This window comes from Kitasatospora sp. NPDC057015 (assembly GCF_042673745.1).
Taxonomy (GTDB): Bacteria; Actinomycetota; Actinomycetes; order Streptomycetales; family Streptomycetaceae; genus Kitasatospora.
Genome location: NZ_JBHUSG010000049.1, coordinates 1 through 21,974, shown reverse-complemented (window position 1 = coordinate 21,974; position 21,974 = coordinate 1). Strand labels below are relative to the sequence as shown.

At 74.8% G+C, this 21,974-nt stretch carries 18 protein-coding genes and 1 rRNA gene; 4 read left to right on the top strand and 15 right to left on the bottom strand.

What is annotated here, in order from left to right:
- Window positions 1–141: 141 nt before the first annotated feature.
- Complete coding sequence (locus tag ACFTWP_RS33260) at window positions 142–1,707, bottom strand: PucR family transcriptional regulator (RefSeq protein WP_380268704.1); 1,566 nt, start codon at window positions 1,705–1,707, stop codon at window positions 142–144.
- 233 nt (window positions 1,708–1,940) lie between these two features.
- Complete coding sequence (locus ACFTWP_RS33255) at window positions 1,941–3,995, bottom strand: ATP-binding protein (RefSeq protein ID WP_380268703.1); 2,055 nt, start codon at window positions 3,993–3,995, stop codon at window positions 1,941–1,943.
- A gap of 295 nt (window positions 3,996–4,290) precedes the next feature.
- On the opposite strand from ACFTWP_RS33255, the gene gabT reads away from it, so the two are divergent.
- Together gabT and ACFTWP_RS33245 are read left to right on the top strand one after the other, a co-directional pair.
- Window positions 4,291–5,646 (top strand): 4-aminobutyrate--2-oxoglutarate transaminase, encoded by a 1,356-nt coding sequence (gene gabT / locus ACFTWP_RS33250; protein WP_380268702.1) that lies wholly within the window; start codon window positions 4,291–4,293, stop codon window positions 5,644–5,646.
- 494 nt (window positions 5,647–6,140) lie between these two features.
- Window positions 6,141–6,824 (top strand): phosphatase PAP2 family protein, encoded by a 684-nt coding sequence (locus ACFTWP_RS33245; protein WP_380268701.1) that lies wholly within the window; start codon window positions 6,141–6,143, stop codon window positions 6,822–6,824.
- Window positions 6,825–6,893: 69 nt separating this feature from the next.
- Here the strand turns inward: ACFTWP_RS33245 and ACFTWP_RS33240 are convergent, their stop codons facing one another.
- Window positions 6,894–7,280: a DUF2218 domain-containing protein gene (locus tag ACFTWP_RS33240; RefSeq protein ID WP_380268700.1), complete on the bottom strand. Its 387-nt coding sequence runs from the start codon at window positions 7,278–7,280 to the stop codon at window positions 6,894–6,896.
- Window positions 7,281–7,428: 148 nt separating this feature from the next.
- Here ACFTWP_RS33240 and ACFTWP_RS33235 point away from each other — a divergent pair, with 148 nt between their 5' ends.
- On the top strand, window positions 7,429–7,926 hold the full coding sequence (locus ACFTWP_RS33235) for a MarR family winged helix-turn-helix transcriptional regulator (protein ID WP_380268699.1): 498 nt from the start codon (window positions 7,429–7,431) through the stop codon (window positions 7,924–7,926).
- Here ACFTWP_RS33235 and ACFTWP_RS33230 read toward each other — a convergent pair.
- On the bottom strand, window positions 7,820–8,758 hold the full coding sequence (locus tag ACFTWP_RS33230) for an EamA family transporter (protein WP_380268749.1): 939 nt from the start codon (window positions 8,756–8,758) through the stop codon (window positions 7,820–7,822). The two genes, ACFTWP_RS33235 and ACFTWP_RS33230, sit on opposite strands and share 107 nt — an antisense overlap.
- Window positions 8,759–8,852: 94 nt before the next feature.
- On the opposite strand from ACFTWP_RS33230, the gene ACFTWP_RS33225 reads away from it, so the two are divergent.
- Window positions 8,853–9,758, top strand: a complete 906-nt coding sequence (locus ACFTWP_RS33225; RefSeq protein WP_380268698.1) for a LysR family transcriptional regulator — start codon at window positions 8,853–8,855, stop codon at window positions 9,756–9,758.
- A gap of 48 nt (window positions 9,759–9,806) precedes the next feature.
- Here the strand turns inward: ACFTWP_RS33225 and ACFTWP_RS33220 are convergent, their stop codons facing one another.
- The 11 genes from ACFTWP_RS33220 to rrf form a co-directional block, all read right to left on the bottom strand.
- Complete coding sequence (locus tag ACFTWP_RS33220) at window positions 9,807–10,568, bottom strand: ZIP family metal transporter (protein ID WP_380268697.1); 762 nt, start codon at window positions 10,566–10,568, stop codon at window positions 9,807–9,809.
- A gap of 190 nt (window positions 10,569–10,758) precedes the next feature.
- A complete protein-coding gene (locus ACFTWP_RS33215; RefSeq protein WP_380268696.1) occupies window positions 10,759–11,187 on the bottom strand; it encodes a DUF6278 family protein in 429 nt (142 codons plus the stop codon).
- 155 nt (window positions 11,188–11,342) lie between these two features.
- Entirely contained in the window at window positions 11,343–13,010 is a 1,668-nt protein-coding gene (locus ACFTWP_RS33210; protein WP_380268695.1) for a restriction endonuclease, read from the bottom strand.
- Window positions 13,011–13,123: 113 nt separating this feature from the next.
- The gene (locus tag ACFTWP_RS33205; protein WP_380268694.1) at window positions 13,124–14,962 is read right to left on the bottom strand and encodes a hypothetical protein; all 1,839 of its coding nucleotides are present in this window, start codon (window positions 14,960–14,962) and stop codon (window positions 13,124–13,126) included.
- A 239-nt stretch (window positions 14,963–15,201) separates the two neighbouring features.
- Window positions 15,202–15,492, bottom strand: a complete 291-nt coding sequence (locus ACFTWP_RS33200; protein ID WP_380268693.1) for a cupin domain-containing protein — start codon at window positions 15,490–15,492, stop codon at window positions 15,202–15,204.
- A gap of 284 nt (window positions 15,493–15,776) precedes the next feature.
- Complete coding sequence (locus tag ACFTWP_RS33195; RefSeq protein WP_380268692.1) at window positions 15,777–16,424, bottom strand: YigZ family protein; 648 nt, start codon at window positions 16,422–16,424, stop codon at window positions 15,777–15,779.
- A 129-nt stretch (window positions 16,425–16,553) separates the two neighbouring features.
- Window positions 16,554–17,843 carry a DUF6986 family protein gene (locus ACFTWP_RS33190; protein WP_380268691.1) on the bottom strand — a complete coding sequence of 430 codons (1,290 nt, stop codon included), beginning with the start codon at window positions 17,841–17,843 and terminating at the stop codon, window positions 16,554–16,556.
- 104 nt (window positions 17,844–17,947) lie between these two features.
- Complete coding sequence (locus ACFTWP_RS33185) at window positions 17,948–19,459, bottom strand: DUF2637 domain-containing protein (RefSeq protein ID WP_380268690.1); 1,512 nt, start codon at window positions 19,457–19,459, stop codon at window positions 17,948–17,950.
- A 157-nt stretch (window positions 19,460–19,616) separates the two neighbouring features.
- Window positions 19,617–20,279: a LuxR C-terminal-related transcriptional regulator gene (locus tag ACFTWP_RS33180; protein WP_380268689.1), complete on the bottom strand. Its 663-nt coding sequence runs from the start codon at window positions 20,277–20,279 to the stop codon at window positions 19,617–19,619.
- A complete protein-coding gene (locus tag ACFTWP_RS33175; RefSeq protein WP_380268688.1) occupies window positions 20,231–21,655 on the bottom strand; it encodes a sensor histidine kinase in 1,425 nt (474 codons plus the stop codon). The genes ACFTWP_RS33180 and ACFTWP_RS33175 overlap by 49 nt, the downstream gene beginning before the upstream one ends.
- Before the next feature lie 231 nt (window positions 21,656–21,886).
- Window positions 21,887–21,974: ribosomal RNA gene (rrf, locus tag ACFTWP_RS33170) — 5S ribosomal RNA — on the bottom strand; the annotation flags it as partial.

The following is a 21,974-nucleotide window of genomic DNA, read 5'->3' as shown; positions in this document are numbered from 1 at the left end:
AGTCGTAGCGCTCAGCCGCGCCCGTACTCCATCCCGGACAGAACCGGCGCGACGCCCGGCGCCGTCGGTGGACGCGCGGGCTCCGGGGTGCCGGGTGCCGGGCGCCCACGGACGCGTGGGGCCGAGGAGACGCCTACTCCTCTACTCCTCGCCCGAGCGCAGCGCCAACCACAGCTCCATCCGGACGTCCGTGTCGTCCAGCGAGCGGCCCAGCAGCTCCTCCACCCGGCGCATCCGGTACCGCAGGGTGTGCCGGTGCACCCCCAGATCGGCGGCGGCCGCGTCCCACTGACCGTGCCGCGACAGCCAGGCCCGCAGCGACCGGACCAGGTCGCCGCGCGCCGTGCGGTCGTGCTCGCGCAACGGCCGCAACAGCCCCTCGGCGAAGGCCGTCACCGCCTCCTCCCCCAACAACGGGAGCAGCGAGCCGGCGCCCACCTCCTCGTGGTCCACCGATCGCCGTCCACCGCGCAGCGCCACCGCCAGCGCACGCTCGGCCTGCGCGAAGGCCACCCCCGCCTCCTCCACCGCGGCGGGCGCCGAGACGCCCAACGACACGCCCTCGTGCTCCTCCACCACCCCGAGACACGCCCGGTGCACCGCGCCGTTGTCCAGCGCCAGCACCATCAGGCGCGCCCCCGACTCGCCCTCCTCGCGGGCCACCAGCAGCCGCTCCCCGACCCGGCCGCCGGCCTGCTCGGCCCGCTCGGCCAGCTCGCCGAGCGCCTCGGAGGCGTCCGCCCCCTGGGCGGCCCCGGCCACCAGCACCCTGATCGTTCCCTCGGGCAGGCCGCCGAACAGGCCCAGCGCGACCTGCCGGGCCGTCGCCACCTCACCGGCCAGCACCATCCGCAGCAGCGCGGCGCCCATCCGCTCCTCGGCCTGGCGCAACTCGCGGGAGCGCTCCAGGGTCAGCGTCAGCAGGGCCACCGCCGCGTTGAGCACGTACCGCTCGGTCGGCGTGATCCGGTCCTCGGTACCCACCGCGAGGAACCCGCGCGCCCGCCGGTCGGCTCCCAGCGACTGGACCACCACGTAGTCCTCGTCCGCCGTGTCGATCCCGGGCGAGCGGCCCTGCAGCGCGGCACTGGACGGCGCCGGACGCCGGCGCAGCCGGTCCACCTCGGCGGCGAGCCGACCGGCCCGGCGGGCCGCCCAGTCCGGCGCGACCACCGAGAGCGCGCCCGAACCGTCGTACAGCGCGGCCCAGCCGCCCAGCCGTGCGGCCAGCCGGCGGACCACCGCGGTCGTGCCGTCCTTGCCGAGGGCGGCCCGGGTCAGCTCCTCCTGGGCCTCGAAGCTCGTCGTCACCGCCTCGTACTGCTCGGCGGCGATCGCGGCCGAGACGACCTTGCTGATCGCGATGAACGGCGTCGGCTCGGGCACCCGCAGCAGCGGCAGCCCCCGCTGCGCAGCGGCCTCCACCAGCGGCTTGGGCACCTCGGTGTGCGACAGGCCGACGCCGAGGCCGAGACCCACCACCCCCGCGTCCGCCAACCGGTGCACGTACGCCTGCAGCTGCGCGGCCGACCGGCCCAGCTTGATACCGGTGGTGAGCAGCAGCTCACCACCCTCCAGGAACGGGGTGGGATCGTCCAGCTCGCTGGTGTGCACCCAGCGGACCGGGCGCTCCAGGTGATCCGCCCCGGCGATGACCGTCAGGTGGAGCGAGGTGTTGCGGACGACGGAGGCGAGTGTGGGAGGCATGGCACCTTCGGTGGGACGACCAGGCTGCGCCGTTGCGGCCGGGCGAGGAGGGAGTCGCTACCCCTCATTATGGACGCCCCGGACAACCCGCACTGCCGAATCCACCTCGACGGCGATAGGCGACCGGCCGGGCCCGGCCAGGACGGAGGCCCGGGCGGAGGATCGGGCCGGTGCTACCGGGACACCGGTACGGACCGGTGCCGGTACGGGCCGGCCCGGGCCGGTGCGCCGAGTCAGCCCCGAAGGTCGACCAGTAGTGGCGGCACCTGCGCGCCGCCCACCGTGGTCAGGGAGATCACCGCGTGCCCGGCCGGCAGCGCGTGGGCGAGGTCCGAGGGCGACCAGCGCTGCCGCTCGACCTCGCGGGTCGTGACGCTCTCGGTCTGCGCCGTCGTCCCCGACAGGGCCTTGCGACCCAGCCGGCCCGCCCGCCGCAGCAGGCCGCCCGACGTGTCGGGGGCATGCGTGACCGCCGTCTCCCGCACCAGATGGGTGCCCCAGGCCTCGGAGAACAGCCGGCCGTCCCACGGCGCGATCCCGGGGAACGCCATCCGGCAGCCGACCGCGCCGAACAGCGGCGCCCGCAACGCCTCCGGCAGGTCCACCAGCGTCCGCAGCAGCAACAGCGCGCCGGCGTTGGTCCCGCGCATCCGCTGCACACCCCGGACGATGTTCGCGTCCAGGGCCGCCGACGCGTCGTCCACCACCAGCCCGGCGAACAGCGAACGGTCCTCCCGCGCCACCGCCGCCTGCACGAACTGCCCCACCACCAGGCGGTACAGCATCCTGGCGGCCTCCGGGTGGCTCAGCTCCGGCAGCTTCACCCGCACCCGCAGCGGATGGTCCAGCACCCGCATCGCGAACGCCGGCCGTCCCGAACCGTCGGTGGCGAAGCACCCGTCGAAGGCCGGCCGGTCCAACAGCCCCAGCCGGTCCGCGAGCAGCGTCCCCGGATCGTCCGCGCGACCGCGCTGACGATCCCGGTACTGCAGCTCCCGCTCGTACCGCGCCAGCAGCCCGCCCGCCCGCAGCCCCTCCGTCAGCGCCTCCACGGCCGCCGGCTCACCGCCGAGCAGCTCCCGCAGCTCCCGCACACCCGGATAGCGCCGGAACGCCGCGTGGAACGGGCCGACCACCTGCTGCAGCGCCGTCCGCGCACTCTCCGCCCGTAGCGCCAGCTCGTCGGGCAGCAGCGCGTCGGCGAGCCGGGCGGCGGCCTCGTCGGGATCCCGGGCGGCCCCGTACAGGTCGAGTCCGTAGACCGAGCCCGGGTCGGCCGGCGCGATCACCACGTCGTACCAGGCGTCCGGCCCGAGGTCCGCGTCGGCGGCGCCGATCACCACCGCGCAGGCCGTCCCCGCCAGCGCCTGCAGGCACAGGGCCTCCGCCACCGGGCGGGCCAGTCCCGAGGTCTTGCCGGTGCCCGCCGGACCGACCGCCAGCAACGAGGTGCCGAGCACCGCCGGATCCAGGGCGAAGCCCGCCCCGCGGTGCGCCGGCGGGTTCTTCGGCACATCCTGCGCGGCCCCCAACCGCACCTGACCCACCAGCAGGTCGTGGCGCCCCGAACGCGACGGCAGGTCCCGCGCCTCCGACGGATGCGCACACGCCGCACCGCCCCGGGACGCCACCTGCTCGACGAAGGCCGGGAGGATCTCCGGATCCTGCTGCACGACCTCCCACGCCCGCCGGATCCGCACGTAGTCGACGTCCCCGACGACCTCCCGGTCCAACCGCTGCGCGGCGGCCGCGGCCCCGGCCAGCCGGAGCGGGGCCCACGGATCGGTCGCAGGACGAGACTGCTTGCCTTCCGGCGATGCCTCCGGTGCCTGGCCGTCATGCGTCACAAAGCGCGAAAGAATCGGGCTGACGTTCTGCCGCCACCCTTGACGGGTCAGGAAGCGCCGTCGAACTTCGAGCCAGCGGCCCGTCTTTCCGAAGATCGCCACCACGCACAGGGCCGTGGCCGGGTTGATCAGGGATTGCGCGGTGTCGAACTGATCAGGCGAGAATCCCTTGAACCAACCAAGGAATCCGGCGACGTGCATGACGACGTACGTGCCGTAGAGGTAGGCGAACCAGGCAGCCACCGCGTTCAGCCCCGCCCGCAGCAGCAGCGGCCCCGCCGGCACCTTCGCCTGCTCGGCCCGCTCGGGGTCCGTCGGCCGGTAGCCGAGGCGGTAGACGCCGGGGTCCGCCTCCGGGCGGGGTCCGGCGACCCAGGTCGCCAGGTCGAAGGCCGGGGCGGCGGGCGGTCGCGGCAGGCCTCGGCCCGCCTGCTGGGGCATGGGCGTCGTGACCGTGCCCCGCCGTACGTGCCCCGGTGTCCCGTCCAGTCCCATTTACGGTCCCGCTCCCTCGCCCGCCCCACAGGCCGTTCATGCCCATGCAGCCATACCCATGCAGCCGTACCGGCGACACGCCCGCGCTCAATGTAGTGGAGCGGCGTCCGCCGGTGGCCGCGGACGGCTCGCTGGCCGTGCAGGACAAGTCGGACGGCCCAGTGGTACCGAGTGGCGCATGCCTGCGTGCGCGCGCCGGCCGTAGCCTGCGAAGACCGAGCCGAGAAGTCTGGAGAACACCATGAGCGCCGCAACGCCGCTCCCGCAGGAGCGCCGCCTGGTCACCGCGATCCCCGGTCCGAAGTCGCAGGAGCTGCAGGCACGCAAGCTCGGCGCGGTGGCGGCCGGGGTCGGCACCACCCTGCCGGTGTACGTGTCCCGCGCCAACGGCGGCGTGCTGGAGGACGTGGACGGCAACTCGCTGATCGACTTCGGTTCCGGCATCGCCGTGACCAGCGTCGGCAACAGCGCCGAGGCCGTCGTGGCCAAGGCCACCGAGCAGCTGGCCGCCTTCACCCACACCTGTTTCATGGTGACCCCGTACGAGGGCTACGTGGAGGTGGCCGAGCGCCTCAACGAGCTGACTCCGGGCGACCACGAGAAGCGCACCGCCCTGTTCAACTCGGGTGCCGAGGCGGTGGAGAACGCGGTGAAGATCGCCCGCGTCTACACCAAGCGCACCGCCGTCGTGGTGTTCGACCACGGCTACCACGGCCGGACCAACCTCACCATGGGTCTGACCGCGAAGAACATGCCCTACAAGCAGGGCTTCGGGCCGTTCGCCCCGGAGATCTACCGGGTGCCGGTCGCCTACCCCTACCGCTGGCTGACCGGGTCGGAGAACTGCGCCGCCGAGGCCGCCGCGCAGGCCATCGACATGATCAACAAGCAGATCGGCGCCGAGAACGTCGCGGCGATCATCATCGAGCCGATCCAGGGCGAGGGCGGCTTCATCGAGCCGGCCAAGGGCTTCCTGCCCGCGATCGTCGAGTACGCGAAGGCGAACGGGATCGTCTTCGTCGCCGACGAGATCCAGACCGGCTTCTGCCGCACCGGCCAGTGGTTCGCCTGCGACGACGAGGGCATCGTCCCGGACCTGATCACCACCGCCAAGGGCATCGCCGGCGGTCTGCCGCTGGCCGCCGTGACCGGGCGCGCCGAGATCATGGACGCCACCCACGGCGGCGGCCTGGGCGGCACCTACGGCGGCAACCCGGTGGCCTGCGCCGGTGCGCTGGGCGCGATCGAGACCATGGAGTCGCTGGACCTCAACGGCAAGGCGCGGCGGATCGGCGAGATCATGCTGACCCGCCTGCGCGACCTGCAGGAGAAGTTCGCCGGCTCGGACCGCGTGAACATCGGCGAGGTCCGCGGTCGCGGCGCGATGATCGCGATCGAGCTGGTGAAGCCCGGCGGCAAGGAGCCCGCCGCGGAGATCACCGCCGCGATCGCGAAGGCCTGCCACACCGAGGGCCTGGTCGTGCTGACCGCCGGCACCTACGGCAACGTGCTGCGCTTCCTGCCGCCGCTGGTGATGCCGGAGCACCTGCTCAACGAGGGTCTGGACATCATCGAGGGCGCCTTCTCGCGCGTCTGATCCCGGGTCCGGGCTTCGGCCCGACCCCGCGACCCCGCGTCGTGCAGCGGCCCGGTCCCCCGTGGACCGGGCCGCTGCCCGTTCCGCCTGCGGTCCGTCGACCGTCCGCGGGCGCCCACCAGCGGGATCGCCGGGAGCCTGCGGCGGCCGACGGGGTTTTCCGGAGGGTTGTACCGCACCCGGTGAAGATGCTGTGGGGAATCCCTGGAGCCGCTCGGTCCGGCAAATCGGTTGACGTAGTGTCATCACGGATGGACAGCGAGCCCCAGCCCCTGGCTGACCCGCCTGCGACGCCTCCCACCGCGGAGGCCCCGAGGGCGACGCACCAGGACGACCAGGCCGCCCCCGACGGGGCGGTGCACACCGAAGACCGATCGACCGACCGTCCGACCCACACCCCCCGGGGCGCACGGTACGGCGATCACCGCGGCCGCCCCGGGGCTCTCCCCCCCGCTCCGGGGCGGCTTCCTCGTGCCCGGCCGGCCCGACGTACGGTGCTCGCGGCCGCTCTCGCCGTGCAGGCGGCCGCACTGCTGGCGGTCTCCTGGCAGGTGGCCGTGGACGGCCCGCTGCTCGGCCTGGACCGCTGGGTCCGGCACGGCGTCCTGGCGTCCCGGCACCGGCTGTCCAACTCCCTGCTCGACCACCTCGGCGCCCTGCTGTCCGACCTGGGCGGCTCGGTTCCGGCCGTGCCGATACTGCTCGGTGGCGGCGCGCTGGCGGCCTGGCGGGCCCGGCGGGCAGGGATGCGGCGGTGGTGGTTCCCGCTGCCGGCCGCGGTGGCGACCGCGGGGCTGATCCCGCTGCTGGTCGTGCCGGCCAAGGCCTGGTTCCACCGTCCCGGCCCGCTCGGCCTGCCGCTCACGCCGGAGCAGTGGGGCTGGTACCCGTCGGGTCACACGGCGACCGCGGGCATCGCGTACGGGGTCGCGGCGCTGCTGCTGGGCCGCACGGTCGGGGCCCGGTCACGCCGACGGCTGCACGCCGGCGCCGGACTGCTGGCGGCCGGGGTGGGCCTGGGACTGGTCTGGAGCGACTACCACTGGGCGCTGGACGTGGTGGCAAGCTGGTGCCTGGCCGGACTGCTGCTCCCGGCGCTGGCGCTGCCGGTGGCCCACCTGATGCCGGCGACCCGGCCGGTGACCCCGAAGCTCCCCGCCCCGCCCGAGCACCGCTAGCACCCGGGCCCGCGGGACCTGCCCGCCGGACCCGCTCGCCGGACCGCGGGACGTCAGGCCCGTCCGACGTCAGCCCCGCGCGCCGTCGGTGTCACCCGCGGTCGCGGACGGCTCAACGGACGGCTCGGCGGCCGGCTCGGCGTTGCGGTGGACGAGGCCGGGCTCGCCGTTGTCCCGGTGCCACTCGACGACGAGTTCGTCGCGGCTGCCGAAGCGCACGAGGTGGCGGCCGACCACGTCCTCCAGTCCGGCCAGCTGGTCGGCCTCGCCCTCGACCGCGAGGAGCAGGGCGTCGGGTGCGGCCTCCAGGGTGGCGGTTCCCGCGCCGAAGGTCAGTTCACCCCGGCCGGTCTCCTCGGACCAGCGGGCCTCGATCTTGCGGCCGAGGTGGGCGGCGAGCTGCTTGGCGTAGCGGGCCGAGCGGTCGGTGGGGACGCGGGCTTCGGAACGGGACACGTTCACTCCAGGGGTCGTCGAGTGGCACTTAGGGCACCCTCACTTGAATTCAGAGTATTCCACATAGTGAGCCAGGCTCAACACCTTTCCCGCACCGCCCTGACCGGCCGATACCCTGGGGCGAACCACTGCCGAGGAGAGCCCGCCGATGACCAGCACGCCGTCCGAGACCGCAGCAGAGCTCGCCGACGAGATGACCAGGGCCATCAAGCGGATCCGGCGGCAGACCATGAACCGCCTGGAGCCCTTCGGCATCACCCCCGGCCAGGGCCGCGCCCTGCGGACCCTCGCGCACGCGCCCGGCTGCGAGAGCCCGGGCGAGACGATGCGGCTCAGCGACCTCGCCGACCGGCTGCACATCGCCCCCCGCTCGGCGACCACCGTGGTGGACGCCCTGGAGGAGGCCGGCCTGGTCGAACGCACCCCGGATCCGGCCGACCGGCGCGCCGTCCGGATCGTGCTGACGGCGGCCGGCTGGTCGGCGGTGGAGCGGATCGGGCAGGTCCGCCACGAGGTGGCCCAGGAGTACTTCGGCCCGGTCAGCCCGTCGGACCAGGACGCGCTGCTGCGGGCGCTGCGGGTCGCGGACGCCGCCTACGGAGCCGTCGCCCGAGGGCGCTCGACGCCCCGGGACGCATCGCGGTGAGTCCGATGCCGGCGATCACCAGCAGGGCGGCGCAGCCCGCCGCGGGGCTGACGGACTCGCCGAGCAGCAGCCAGGCCGAGGACATCCCGAAGACCGGGACGAGCAGCGAGTACGGCGCCACCGCGGTGGCGTCGTACCTCCGCAGCAGGAAGCTCCAGGCCACGAACCCGAACAGGGTGGAGACCAGCCCGACGTAGGCGATGGCGAGGATGCCGGCTGCGGTGATCTCGCGCAGCGCCCGCAGGTCCGCGGCCGGCCCCTCGACCAGCAGGGAGAGCCCGAGCAGCGGCAGCGGCGGGACGGCGCTGACCCAGACCATCCAGCGCAGCGCGTCCGGCGGCGCGGCCCGGCGGGTCAGCACGTTGGACAGCCCCCAGGCCACCGCCGCGGCGATCACCAGGACGAAGGCGCCGACCGGGCCGCCGGCGCCGCGGTCGGCGGCGGCCACCCCGGTGCCGACCAGGGCGACGGCCAGGCCGGCGAGCCGCTGCCCGGCCGGGCGCTCGCGCAGCATGACGGCGGCGAAGAGCGCGGTGAAGACCGCCTGGCTCTGCAGCACCAGCGAGGAGAGTCCGGCCGGCATCCCGGCGTGCATGCCGAGGAACAGCAGCCCGAACTTGACCACGCCGAGCACCAGGCCGACCGCCAGGACCCAGCGCACGGCGACCTTGGGCCGGCCGACGAGGAAGACCGCCGGCACGGCGACCACGGCGAACCGCAGGGCGCAGAAGAGCAGCGGCGGGAAGTTCTCCAGTCCGACGTGGATGAGGACGAAGTTGAGCCCCCAGACGGCCGCGACCAGGACGGCCAGGGCGATGTGACGCGGGCTCATGGTGGTGCTCGATGCGGGCATGTCCCGAGCATGGCCGCCGGCGACCGTGTAGCACCAGCGATGAAATCTGAAGGGCACGGTTTAGCATCTGTGCATGATGGATCTCGGACGACTGCGTGCTCTGCACGCGGTGGCGGTGCACGGCTCGGTCGGGGGCGCCGCCGCCGCGCTCGGTTTCACCCCCTCGGCGGTCTCCCAGCAGATCGCCAAGCTGGAGCGGGAGACCCGGACGGTCCTGCTGGAGCGTCAGGGGCGCGGAGTGGTGCTCACCGACGCCGCGCGCGAACTGGCCGCCACCGCGCAGCGGGTGCTGGCGCTGGTCGAGCAGGCCGAGGTGCGGCTGGAGGAGCAGCGCGGCCGGGCGGTGGGCCGGCTGCTGGTCGCGGCCTTCGCCACCGGTGCGCGCGGCCTGCTCCCGGGTGCGCTGGCGGACCTGCGCGTGCGCTGCCCCGACCTGGACGTCCGGCTGCTGGAGACCGACCCGTACCTGGCCGCCGAGCTGGTCGCCCGCGGCGAGGTGGACCTCGCGCTCGTCCAGGACTGGCCGACCGTCCCGCTGCCGGTGCAGGAGGGGCTGTCCAGGCTGGATCTCGGTGCGGATCCGGTCGACCTGCTGCTGCGGGCGGAGCATCCGCTGGCGGAGCTGGCCGTGGTGCCGGTCGGCCGGCTCTGCGGGCAGCGCTGGGTGAGCGTGCCGCCGGGCAACATCTGCCACGACTGGCTGGTGCGCACCATGCGCGAGGCCGGTGAGGAGCCCGACGTGGTCTACCAGGTCGGCGAGTTCGAGACCCAGATCGCGCTGATCGCGGCCGGTCTCGGGGTGGGTCTGGTGCCGCGGCTGGGGCGCGGCGCGCTGCCGCCCGGGGTGGTCGCCCGCCCGGTGGTCCCGGAGCCGAGCCGCCGGGTGTTCGCGCTCTGGCGCACCCAGGCCTCGCGCCGCCCGGCCATCACCGAGGCGCTCACGGCGATGCGGGAGCACTGGGACGCCCGCTCCCGCTGACCCGCCGACCGACCCCGACCGACCCCGACCGACCCGTCGTACCGGCCCTCAGGCGGCGAGCCCGATCACCAGCCACATGAACCCGACCCCCACCAGGGTGCAGCACAGGGTGGTGCGCGAGGGGTGCGGACTGTGCGCCTCGGGGAGGATGTCCGAGGTCGCCAGATAGAGCAGGAAGCCCGCGAAGAACCCCAGGTAGAGGCCGAGCAGCTGCTCGGGGATGGTGAACAGCAGGGTGATGGCGGCGCCGGTGACCGGCGCCAGCGCGTCGGCGCCGAGCAGCGTCAGCGCCCGGCGCCGGTTGTTCCCGTACAGCCGGGTGATCGTGTAGGTGTTGAAGCCGTCGGCGAAGTCGTGGGCGACGACCGCGATGGCCACCACGGTGCCGACGGTGCTGCCCGCCTGGAAGGCGGCGCCGATGGCGAAGCCGTCCATCAGGCTGTGCCCGACCAGCGCGCTCGCCGCGGTCAGCCCGACGCCCTGGGAGTGCGGGCCCGGCCCGGCGTGCCGATGGCCGTGGGTGTGCTCGGCGTACTCGCCCTCGTGGCCGCGGTGGATCGCGACCGCGCGTTCGATGATGTGGATGACCAGGAATCCCGCGGCGAACATCAGCAGTGCCTGCGGCACCCCGTGGATCTCGTCCGGGGCGGCCCGCATCGCCTCGGGCAGCAGGTCGAAGGCGACCACCCCGAGCATCAGTCCGGCGGCGAAGCCCAGCACGAGGTGGCGGCGGTCACCGGTCCGTTGGGCGACGAAGCCGCCGACCAGCGTCATCAGGAAGGCGCCGGCGGCGACCAGGATCGCGGTCATCGAGCTGCCTCTCCCTCCCCCGGGCCCCGTCGGGCTCCGTCTCGCGGGCCGCTACCCGCACCCGCCCCAAGCCTGCGGTCGGTGCGCCCGTCCCGCCCGCCGGGCGGCGCGTCGGGGTGAGCCGGCGACCGGTGCCGGGGCTCCCCGGACGTGTCCGAAGCCCCCGAGGTGGCGGGCTACGGCGCAGCGGCTACCCGTCCGTCGCCTCCAGGTAGGCCGCCGCGAGCGGCGGGGAGCCCTGCACGGCCCAGGAGCGGCCGAAGGCCGTGACGTCGAGCTCCCGGCCGTCGGGCAGCACGATCACGGGGGTGCCGGCCGAGGTCAGGTGCCAGCGGGTCCCGGGGACGGTGCGGAACATCACGGTGCCGAGGTAGAGGCCGGCGTCGGTGCTGAGCCACTCGGCGGTGTCGGGGGTGTCGCGCCAGGTGGGGAGCAGCTGGTCCAGCGCGGTCAGCGAGGGCACGTCGTCCGCCAGGCGCAGCCCGGCGTTGTCCGCCAGCTCCCGCAGCAGCTCGCACTCGGAGAGCAGCTCGGCCATCGAGGCCTGGTCCTCCTCGGGCGAGGGGCGGGCGGCCTCGCCGTGCCGCTCCCGCCACCTGTCGATGAATCCGATTCGCATCGGTCCAGCCTCCCGCTCCGCTGCCCTTTCGCGCCCGCGACCCGCCCGTGCACCGCTCGGTTTATCGGATCGGTGCACGGGCGGATCGGGTCGCTGGCGGATCGGTGCGCGGACCGGTCACCGGACCTCGCGGACCCGCCCGCTCGGACTGCCGCTCAGACGCCCGCGCCGAGCGGCAGGCCGAGATGGGTGCGGGCCAGCTCCCGGACGCCTTCGCCGTCGACCAGGTGGATGTGCTGGTGGCTCTCGGCCCCGGTGAGGTCCAGGGCCGCCTCGCTGAAGCGACCGGTGGTCAGCCGCAGCCCGCGGTCGGCGGCCTCCTCCCGGACGGCCTCCGCCAGGGTGCGGATCTCCTCCTCGGCCACCGGGGCCGGCGCCCTGGAGGCCCAGACGACCCAGCGGCCGGGCAGCGCGCTGCCCGGTTCGCCCTCGCCGGTGGCGACCAGGCCGGCCGGCCCGCGCAGCCGCACGCTCCAGCCGTCCAGGCCGCCCCGGGTGAGCAGCTCCCGGACGAGCTGGGCGAACTCGTTGGCGGACAGGTCCGCGGCGGACGGGACGGTCGGCCCCGCAGCCGCGGCGGGCTCGACGCCCGCCCGGGCGTAGGGGTCGGGGGTGACGGCGGCGCCCAGCTGGCGCAGCCGGACCAGCGCCTCGTCGCGTTCGGCGTCCGCGTAGACGCCGTCCCCGTCCTGCTCCTCCTCGTAGGGGGCGCCGGCGGGGAGCAGCCGGGTACGGGCCAGGGCGTCGCGGTCGGCGTCCACGCTGACCAGGCAGACCGCCTCCGGCGCGTCGGGGTCGCGGAGCCAGCCGTTGAGCACCACGCCGGCCAGTATCTCCTCGGTGTCCACCGCGTCCGCGGCCTGCAGGGCGCGCAGCGCGAGGCGGGCGACCAGGCGCAGGTAGTCGGTGGCCCGGTCGGCGGACGGGCGCGGCACGGGGGCGATGTCCCCCTCGGGCGTCAGCCGGTAGCCGCTGAGCGAGGGGACGAGGTCCAGCGGCGGCAGGTCGAGGTCGAGCACCGCGGTGCGGGTGAGCGGGCGGAACACGGCGCGGCACGGCGCGGGGAGGTCCTGCGTCGCGGTCTCGGAGGCGGCCAGCGCGCGTTCGATCAGCGACTCGACGGCGGCCGGCTCGGCCAGCCGGTAGGCGCGGCGGCACTCCTCCAGGCTCTCGTTGTACTCGCGGACGGCCCGGGCCCTGGCCTGCTCCGCCTCCTCGTGGGCCCGTCGGGACTCGGCCTCGCCGGAGTTCACCGCCTCGGCCTGCCGGGTGCGCCACTCGCGCAGTGCGCGCTGGTGGGTCAGCCGGGCCTGGGCGAGCTCGCGCTGGTAGCCGGAGTCGAGCAGCCGGCGGGAGGGGCCCTCGTCGGGTTCGGCGTCGGTGCGGGGCGGGGCGTAGTCGTCCCAGCGCGGCTCGGAGCCCGGCCCCTCGGCCTCCGAGGGGCCGGCCGGGTAGGGGCGGGGCTCGTAGCTGCGCAGCTGGCTGCCGAAGTCCATCGCGGAGACCGGGAGCGCGGCCCGGCGCAACAGGTCGGCGAGCCGCTCGTGCTCGGCCCGGACGGTGAGGGTGCGGTGGTGGGTCAGGGCGGCGGCCCGGCCGTGGGCCGCGACGGCCTCGTCCGCGTCGCCGTCCGCAGAACCCGCCTCCGACCCGCCGGGCCCCTGCGGACCCGGCCCTTCCGTGCCCGGCTCGGCGCCGAGGTCGCGGAAGACCGTGGCCAGGAAACCGCTCCGCAGGGCGGTGGCGGTACCGTCCTCGCCGCCCCGCGCCGCCCCCGCGGCGGGCCCGTCCGGTGAGTGACGGCCGTCTGGTGAGTGCTGCATCGGCGGTCGTTCCCCCATGCTCGTCCGGTACTCCCCGGGGCGGACCGCGGCCCCGAGGCCGGCCCCTGCCGGACATTGTCCACCGTCCGGACGCCGCCGGTCAGCCAAGCCTCTCAGTTGGTACGGGTGTTGGTCAGGTGCAGTCCGATGTAGCCCACGTAGATCCGGCCACTGCCGGAGCAGTCGTCGAGGTAGTGCAGGCGGGGGGCCGTACGTCCGCCGCCGATCCGCAGGTGGGCGCCCATGAAGGCGCGCCGGGACGCGTCCACGCACTCGGGGACGGGCAGCATCCGCTCGCGCTTCCACTTGGTGTGGCTGAACACCGTCTGGGACTCGCCGCGTACCGCCTTGCGCGGCGGGAAGTGGTGACAGCCGTCCGGAGTGTGCTCGCACCACTGCTTGAAGTCGCCGCCGGCCTCGCCCCGGACGGCGGCGACCGCGTACTCCTGAAGGGCCGTCAGGCCCTCCCAGGTCAGCCGGGCCCAGCCCGCGCAGGTGCCGAGTCCGTCGAGGGCGAGCGCCGACTTCTGGTCCCCGGTGAAGGTCAGCAGGGGGAACTCGGGCAGCCGGTCGAGGAGTTCGGCGAAGCTCGCGGGGGCCTCCCCGCCGCCGGCCTCCCGGGGCGTCCTGCCCGGCCCGGTGGCGGGCCGCTGGCCCTGGCCCGGCGCGCCGCCCGGACAGAGCCGGCCGGCCAGCACCCTGACCTGCGCGCCCACGTGCCTCAGCGTCGCGTACTGCTCCTCGGACTCCGCCCTCAGGTGGTGCTCGCGCCGCCGGGAGTGCCGCAGGCTGTGCCGCACCAGCTCCAGCTCGTCGGCCCTCGCCTGCTGGTCCTGGTCGTCCAACCGCTGCTCGTGGGCGAGTTGGTCGGGCGCGTGGTCGGCTGCGCCGCCGCCGGGTGCCGCGCCTTCGTGACCGGAGCCGCTCCGGACCGGGCCGCGGGCCGCCGGCTGCTCGGGGGCGCCGGCCTCCGCACGACGGGCCGGCACCGGCACCCGCAGGACGGGGACGGCGGCCAGCGGCGCGGGGAGCGGGAGTTCGGCGGCGAGTCGGCGCGGCTCGCGGGCCAGCAGCCCGGCGGCCCGGCGCAGGTCCTCCTCTATCCGGTGGCGCGGCATGACGGGGTGCCGGGCGCCGTCGTAGCGGGAGGCGGGGTCGACCTCCGGCAGGTAGGTGCGGACGGCCCCGCCGTACACCGCGTGGTACTCCAGGGCGACGTTGAACTCCGTGCGGGCGGCGGGATCGAGGACGTAGAGCGTGGCGAGACCCGGCAGCTGATGGCAGAGCGGGCGGACGGTGCCGGTCACCCAGTCGTCCAGCTCCAGGTTGGCCGGAACGCTGGCGACCACGGTCGGCAGCCGGCGCTCCGGGTCGCACAGCTCGTCGATCAGGTCGGCCACCCCGGCCGCGGTGATCACCCGGGGGCCGTTGTGCACGGCGGCCGGGCCGTCGCTGGCGTCGAGCAGGGGCAGCAGCGTACGGGCGAGCTCGGGCACCGGGACCTTGCTGGGCGTGCGCACCCCGGGCGCGCAGGCCTGGTACTCGGCCTCCAGCCGGACCCAGGTCGGGCCGTCGGGGTCGGTCGCGAGGGTGAGGGTGAGCTGGTGCGTGCCGTGCGGCGCGGGGGTGCGCAGGCGACGGCGGGTGTAGCGGCCCGGGCCGGCGGGGCTGTCGGGCGCGGCGCGCAGCGGGCCGTCGTCCCGGTCCAGCAGGACCCGGTCGCCCAGGCGCAGGCGCTCGGCGGGGGCGTCCGGGCCGCCGCGGGCGGGCTCGGTGGGCGGCGGTTCCTCGCAGCCCTCCTGTTTCAGCCAGGCGCCCAGGCGTTGGTCGGCCAGGGCGACGGCGTCGGCGTGCGCGAGCGCGGTGGTGACGGTCATCCGGTAGGGCGTCGCGGGGCTCCGGGGGCCGGGCAGATCGGGCTGGGCCGGCGACGGGGAGCGGTCTGATGTCATGCGCGGTACCTCCCGTGGTGCGGTGGTGGGGTGTGTCGTCCTCCATGGGGATCCCCCCGTCCGATGGGCGGGGGAGGGGTCGGTCGTCCGGTTCGGCCGGATCCTTGTAGGTGAAAACGTGGTGACCCGGAGCGGAAGTTCCAGCGCCGGTCGACGTCAATTCGTTCGAGTGAAACTTCTCAAGCCCCCGTACCGGCCGGCACGGGGGCTGAGCAGGCCCGCAGGCGGGCGTGCGCCGGTCAGTGGCTCCATTCGGGGGCGGCCACGGCGACCGCCGTCGGGCAGCCGTCCGGGATGTCGTAGGTGGCGACCAGCACCACCGGTTGCTCGCCGTGGTTGCGCCCGACGTGGACGTGCACCGGGCCGGGCAGCTCGACCAGGCGGTCGCCGGCCTCGCTGACCTCGGTCCGACCGTCGTGCAGGGTCCGGGTGAGCGTGCCGGACAGGACCACCACGTCGACCCGGCCCGGGTGGTAGTGCCAGCCGGTGCTGGCCCCGGGTGCGAGGGTGATGGTCTGGACGACGGGCATCGCTGTTCGGCTCCAGTCACGGGGGGGGTGCGCGGGCGCGGTCAGGGCCTCAGGCTAGGCAGCCACCCCTGTGGTCGAAACCGCCCGGCCGTTCTCTGTCCGAAAGCTCGTCCGACGGTCGCCCTCTGTCCGAAAAGGGTCACTCCGGGACCACCTCCGCCCGGTCCCGCACTCCCCCGTGACCGCACCCCCGAGACCGGGCCCACCCGACCGGCCCTCGCACGGGCCCCGCACCGGGGCCCCGCACCGGACGCAGCGGCCCGGCCCGCCTGACCGGGCTCGGCTCAGACCGGCACCTCGACGAAGGTCCGCCCCGCGGCGACCGCGACCGCCGACCCGGCCGTGACCTCGGCCAGCCAGGCGTGAAAGGCCGTCACCTCCGCCTCCGGCACGCCCACCTCGATCCGCACCCCGGCCGCCTGGTACGCCAGGTCGCTCACCGCGTGCCCCGCCGCCCGCAGGTCGTTCTCCACCCGGCCGGCCCTGGTGTGGTCGACGGTCACCGCGAGCAGCGCGACGGGCCGGCGCTCGACCAGCCCGATCTCGTCGACCGCCTCGGACACCGCGCCGCCGTACGCCCGAACCAGGCCGCCGGCGCCGAGCTTGATCCCGCCGAAGTACCGGGTGACCACCGCGACCGTGTCCGTCAGCCCCCGCCGGCGCAGCACCTCCAGCATCGGCACCCCGGCCGTCCCGCCCGGTTCGCCGTCGTCGCTGGAGCGCTCGCGGCGCTGCTCGTCGCCGACCACGAAGGCGGTGCAGTTGTGGCGGGCGTCCCAGTACTGCTTGCGGACGCCCGCGATGAAGGCCTGCGCCTCGTCCTCGTCGGTGACCCGGGCCAGGTGGCAGATGAACCGGGACTTCCTGACCTCGGTCTCGTGGCTGCCGCCGTGCCGGATGGTCAGGTACGGCCTGGGGGTCGGATCCGGCATGGCGCGGCGGGTCTCCAAAGCGAAGGGGCTGGCGGGGCCGCCCTGCTCGGACGGTCCCGCCAGCCTAACCGCGCGGCCCGGGCCGGGCGCCTGCCCGGCCCGGGCCGTTGTTCGGTGCCCGGCCCCTGGTCAGCGCCCGGCGAGGGCGTCCAGCCGGCCGCGGTCCAGGCCGGTCAGCCGGGTGACCTCGGCCGGGTCCACCGCGCCGCAGTCCAGCCCGCGCAGCAGGTAGCCGCTGAGCGCCCTGGCGGTCGCCGGCTCGTCCATCACGTCGCCGCCGGCCTTGGCCACGTAGGCGGCGAGCCGGGCCGCGGCGGCCGCCAGGCCCTCGCGGTAGAAGCTGTACACGGCCACGTACCGGGTCGGCAGGTGCGCCGGGTGCATGTCCCAGCCCTGGTAGTAGGCGCGGGCCAGCGAGCGGCGGACCAGGTCGTGGTGGAGCTTCCAGGCGGCGTGGACCTGCTCGGTCGGGCCGGTCGGGATGACGTTGGTGGAGCCGTCCGAGAGCCGCACGCCCGTCCCGGCGGCGGCCACCTGCATCACCGCCTTGGCGTGGTCGGCCACCGGGTGGTCCATGCTCTGGTAGGCGGCACTGACCCCGCAGGAGGCGCTGTAGTCGAAGGTCCCGTAGTGCAGCCCGGTGGCCCGGCCCTCGGAGGCCTCGATCATGCGGGCCACGGTCGCCCGGCCGTCGGCGCCCAGGATCGCCTGGGTGGTCTCGATCTGGATCTCGAAGCCGATCCGGCCCGCCGGCAGCCCGGCCCGCCGCTCGAAGTCCTCCAGCAGCCGCACCAGCGCGGTGACCTGCTCCGGGTACGTCACCTTGGGCAGGGTCAGCACGAGCCCGTCGGGCAGCCCGCCGCCCGCGATCAGGGTGGAGAGGAAGACCTCCAGGGTGCGGATGCCGCGGTCGCGGACGGCGGCCTCCATGCACTTGATCCGGATGCCGACGTACGGCGGCGCGCTCCCGTCGGCGACGGCCGCGGCCAGCAGCTGCGCGGTGCGGACGGCGGCGGCGTCCTCCTCCTCGTCGGGGCGGGGGCCGTAGCCGTCCTCGAAGTCGATCCGGAGGTCCTCGACGGGCTCGCGCTCCAGCTTGGCGCGGACCCGGGCGTGCACGTCGGCCAGCAGCTCGTCGTCGGCCACGCCGAGCGCCCGGGCCAGCTCGGCCGGGGTGCCGGCGTGGGTGTCGAAGGCCTCCAGGGCCTGCTGGCCCCAGCTGCGCACGGTGTCGGCGGCGAAGACGTCGGCCGGCACGTAGACCGTGTGGACCGGCTGGCGGGTGCCGCTGTCGCCGGGGTAGCGGCGGGCCAGCTCGGCGTCGACCGGCGCCAGCAGCGCGTCCACGGCGGCCCGGGCGGCGCCGGAGAACGAGGCTCCACCCTCCGGCTTGCTACCGTCCACCTCGACCTGCGACATCCGTACTCCTCCACGCCGAACCAGCACTTCAACAGTTTGTTGATGTGAAGGTAGCTCCGGCGGAGTCGGGCAGTCAATGGCCGCCCGACCGGCGGACGGCGCGGTCAGTCGCGACCCGCCGACGCGTAGCGGGCGTGCAGGTCCGGCCAGATCTTGTCCAGCTGCGACGGGCTCACCGAACCGTCCGGGCGGTTGCCCACCACGTGGTACTCCAGGGTGAGGTACTCCGCCAGGCGCCGCTGGTCCGGCTGCTGACCGTAGGTGTCGATGTAGGAGACCAGCGCCTCGAAGCACTGCTCCGGGTCCAGCCGGTCCGGCTGCGGGATGGGCTCGCTGCCGGCGTTCTCCCGGACGGCGTGCTCCCGCAAGGACTGCTCGCGCACGCCCTGCTCGCGGACGGCCTGCTCGCGGACGGAAGGCTCCTGGTTGCCCCGCGGCCCCTGGCCCGCGCCGTCCTCCGGGAAGTCGAACTCCGGAGCCGGCCGCCGCTCGGCGCCGCGCTGCACCACCGGGACCTCCGGGGCCTGCTGCGCCGAGGGCCGCGGCGGCTTGAACCACGGGGACGCCTGGCCCGGCACCCGGCCCGTGGCGTCCATGCCGCCCTGCGGCGCGTGGGAGCGGACGGCACGCTCGGTCCAGACGTTCAGCTCGTCCCTGGCCGGGGCCGGGGCCTGCTCCTCCGCCTGGGCCGGCTCCTGCGCGTCCCGCAACCGGACGGCGGCGAGCTTGGCCAGCGTGGGCACCGCGAGCTCCGCCGATACCGCGGAGGCGGGGGCCGCCGGCACCTCGGCCGTCGTGGGAGCCGGCGCCTGCACCGCCGCCGGCTGCTGGGGCGCGGGCGCCGGGGCCTGCGCCACGGCGGCCACCGGAGCCGGTATCGCGGTCTGCGGCCCGGCCGTGACCGCCCGGCCGTCCCTGGCCGCCACGGCCTGCTCGGCCTCGGCCTCCAGCCGGTCCAGCACCTCCAGGTCCAGCGGCACCCCGTACTTGGCGAGCTTCAGCGGGAGCAGCGCCTGGATCGGGGCCGAGCGGCGCCAGCCGCGTCCGTACCGGAAGCGCAGCTGGGCACGGTAGACCAGCCGGTTCTGCTCCAGCCGCACGACCTCGTCGTAGGACCGCAGCTCCCAGAGCTTCATCCGGCGCCAGAGCCGGAAGGTCGGGATCGGTGAGAGCATCCAGCGCATCAGCCGCACCGACTCCATGTGACGGTCGGCCGTGATGGCCGCGATCCGTCCGACCGCGTGCCGGGAGGCCTCGACCACCACCACGAAGAGCACCGGGATCACGGCGTGCATGCCCATCCCGAGCGGGTCGCCCCAGGACGCCGCCGCGTTGAAGGCGATCGTCGCGACCGTCAGCAGCCAGGCGGTCTGCCGCAGCAGGGGGAAGGGGATCCGCAGCCAGGTCAGGACGAGGTCCAGGGCCAGCAGGACGACGATTCCGGCGTCCACACCGACCGGGAACGCGTACGCGAAGGCGCCGAACCCCTTCTCCATCGCCAGGTCGCGGACCGCACTGTAGGACCCGGCGAAGCCGATGCCCGAGATCAGGCAGGCGCCGGCCGCGACCAGCCCGAGCAGGGCCCGGTGGGCACGGGTGAGGGATGGGCGTGCCATGCGTCTATCAACCCCTGGATGTCGGCTGCTGCCGTACGTGACCGTCGGCCCGCCGGACTCCCCCCTGTCGGGTGGCCCGCCTGTGCCGGCCACCGACCGTCTCGGCCCACCGGATACTACTCGTACACCTGTTTCAGCGTGCTTCCAGGCCGGGGTGTCACCCTGTCTGCTCGGCCGTCCCGTTGAGGTGCGCCAGCACGGCGAGCACCCGGCGGTTGGCGTCGTCGGCCGGCGCCAGACCGAGTTTGGTGAAGATGTTGGCGATGTGTTTGGCCACCGCGCCGTCGCTGACCGTGAGCCGGGCGGCGATCGCCGAGTTGGAACACCCCTCCGCCATCAGCTCCAGCACCTCCCGCTCGCGCGGCGACAGCCGCTGCAGGGGGCCCGAACGCGCGTTGCTCTGCAGCAGCTTGGCGATCACGTCCGGGTCCATCGCCGTCCCGCCCGCCGCCACCCGCCGCACCGCGTCGATGAACTGGTCGGCGTTGAACACCCGGTCCTTGAGCAGGTACCCGATCCCGCCCGAGCCGTCCGCCAGCAACTCCCGCGCGTACAGCTGCTGGACGTGCTGCGACAGCACCAGGACGGGCAGGCCCGGGATCTGGCGGCGCGCGCTCAGCGCGGCCTGCAGCCCCTCGTCGGTGAGCGTGGGCGGCAGCCGGACGTCCACCACCGCGACGTCCGGACGATGGGTCAGCAGCGCCTCCAGCAGATCCGGGCCGGTCTCCACCGCCGCCGCGATGGTGAACCCGTGCGCTTCCAGCAGCCGGATCAGGCCTTCGCGAAGGAGGTAGAGGTCCTCGGCGAGGACAACTCGCACGGCAGCTCCAGGGTGATCGTGGTCGGGCCGCCCGACGTGCTGTCGATGGCGAGGACACCGTCGAAGGTACCCAACCGGCGCTCGATCCCGCGCAACCCGCTCCCCCTGCTCGGGTCGGCCACCCCGTGGCCGTCGTCCGTCACGGTCACCCGCAGGCTGCCGGCCCGGTACAGGATGTCCACCCAGACGTGGTCGGCGCCCGAGTGCTTGGCCGCGTTCGCCAGCAACTCGCAGATGCTGAAGTACACCGCCGCCTCCACCGGCGCCGCCGGCCGGTCCTGCAGGCTGACGCACACCTCGACGGGCAACGCGCTGTCCATCGCCAACGCCCTGACCGCGTCCCCGAGTCCGCGCTCGGCCAGGACCGGCGGGTGGATCCCGCGGACCAGGTCCCGCAGCTCCTGCAGCGCCTTCGCCGAGGAGTGCCGGGCCTCCGCGAGCAGCTCGCGGGCGGCCTTAGGGTCGGTGTCCAGCAGGTGCTCGATGGTCCCGAGGGTCATCCCGATCGCCACCAGCCGGGCCTGGGCACCGTCGTGCAGATCCCGCTCGATGCGGCGCAGTTCGGCCGCCTGGCTGCCGACCGCGTCGGCGCGGGTCTCGGTGAGCTGCTGCACCCGCTCGTTGAGCCGGGCCCTGCTCTGACCACGGTCGTGCGCCGGGTCGAGCATCCGCCGCGCCCAGTCCGCGTGCACCCGGACGGCGCGCGGCGCGAGTCCGAGCCCCAGCGCCACCGCCCCCGCGCACAGGGCGAACTGGAGCAGCACCTCACGGCCGTCACCCATCCCGCCGTAGCCGTAGCCGTCGAGGAACTGCATCAGCAGCCCGAAGGCGGCCCCGCCCCCGACACCCACCAGCAGGAGGCAGGGCACCGCGAGCATCCCCGTCGCGCCCGCACCGCCGGCCAGCCATAGCAGGTCCCGCCAGCTGGCCGGATCGCCCAGTGCCACCCGGGCCGTCATCTCCACGCGGGCCGTGGAGTACCGCGACCGGTACGAGCGGCCGGTCCACCAGTGCCCCCGCTCGTCCTGCTGGGGCGCCGCCACCGGACGGTACGACGTCGGGATCCGCACCCCGAACCACGCCTCCACCAGTTCCCTGGACCGTCGGGCGTACCGTCGGGCCAACCAGTAGCAGGCCACGGGGAAGGCCGCCATCGCACCGGCGATCAACAGCAGGGTCTCCAGCCCGTGCTGGCTGCGCGACTTGGTCACGGCCAGCGGTACGAGCAGCAGGAAGAACAGCACCGTCGGCGCCACCGCGGCCTGGAACACCAGCTGGAGGCAGCGCAGTTGGGCTGCGAATCCGGTACGTGCGAAGCGCCGGAGCTCCTCGACGCGTCCGGACACCCCGTCGACCGCCGTGGTCGAACCGCTCATGGCCATCTCTTCTCCCCGAAACCTCGAAACCCTGCGGCACCAGTCTGTCCCCCGGAGGCCCGCAGCGGCACTGGCCCAGGAACTCCACCTGGGGTGGACCTAGCACCCCTCCCCCTGCGAGGACGCTCAGCGGGCACGTCGCCCGGACGAGGCCAGTGGTTCCTCGCGTTTCCGGTCGGGAAACGCAGAAAAGCCCCGCCGGTTACCCGGCAGGGCTTCTCCACAATGATTGTTCGGCGGCGTCCTACTCTCCCACAGGGTCCCCCCTGCAGTACCATCGGCGCAATGAGGCTTAGCTTCCGGGTTCGGAATGTAACCG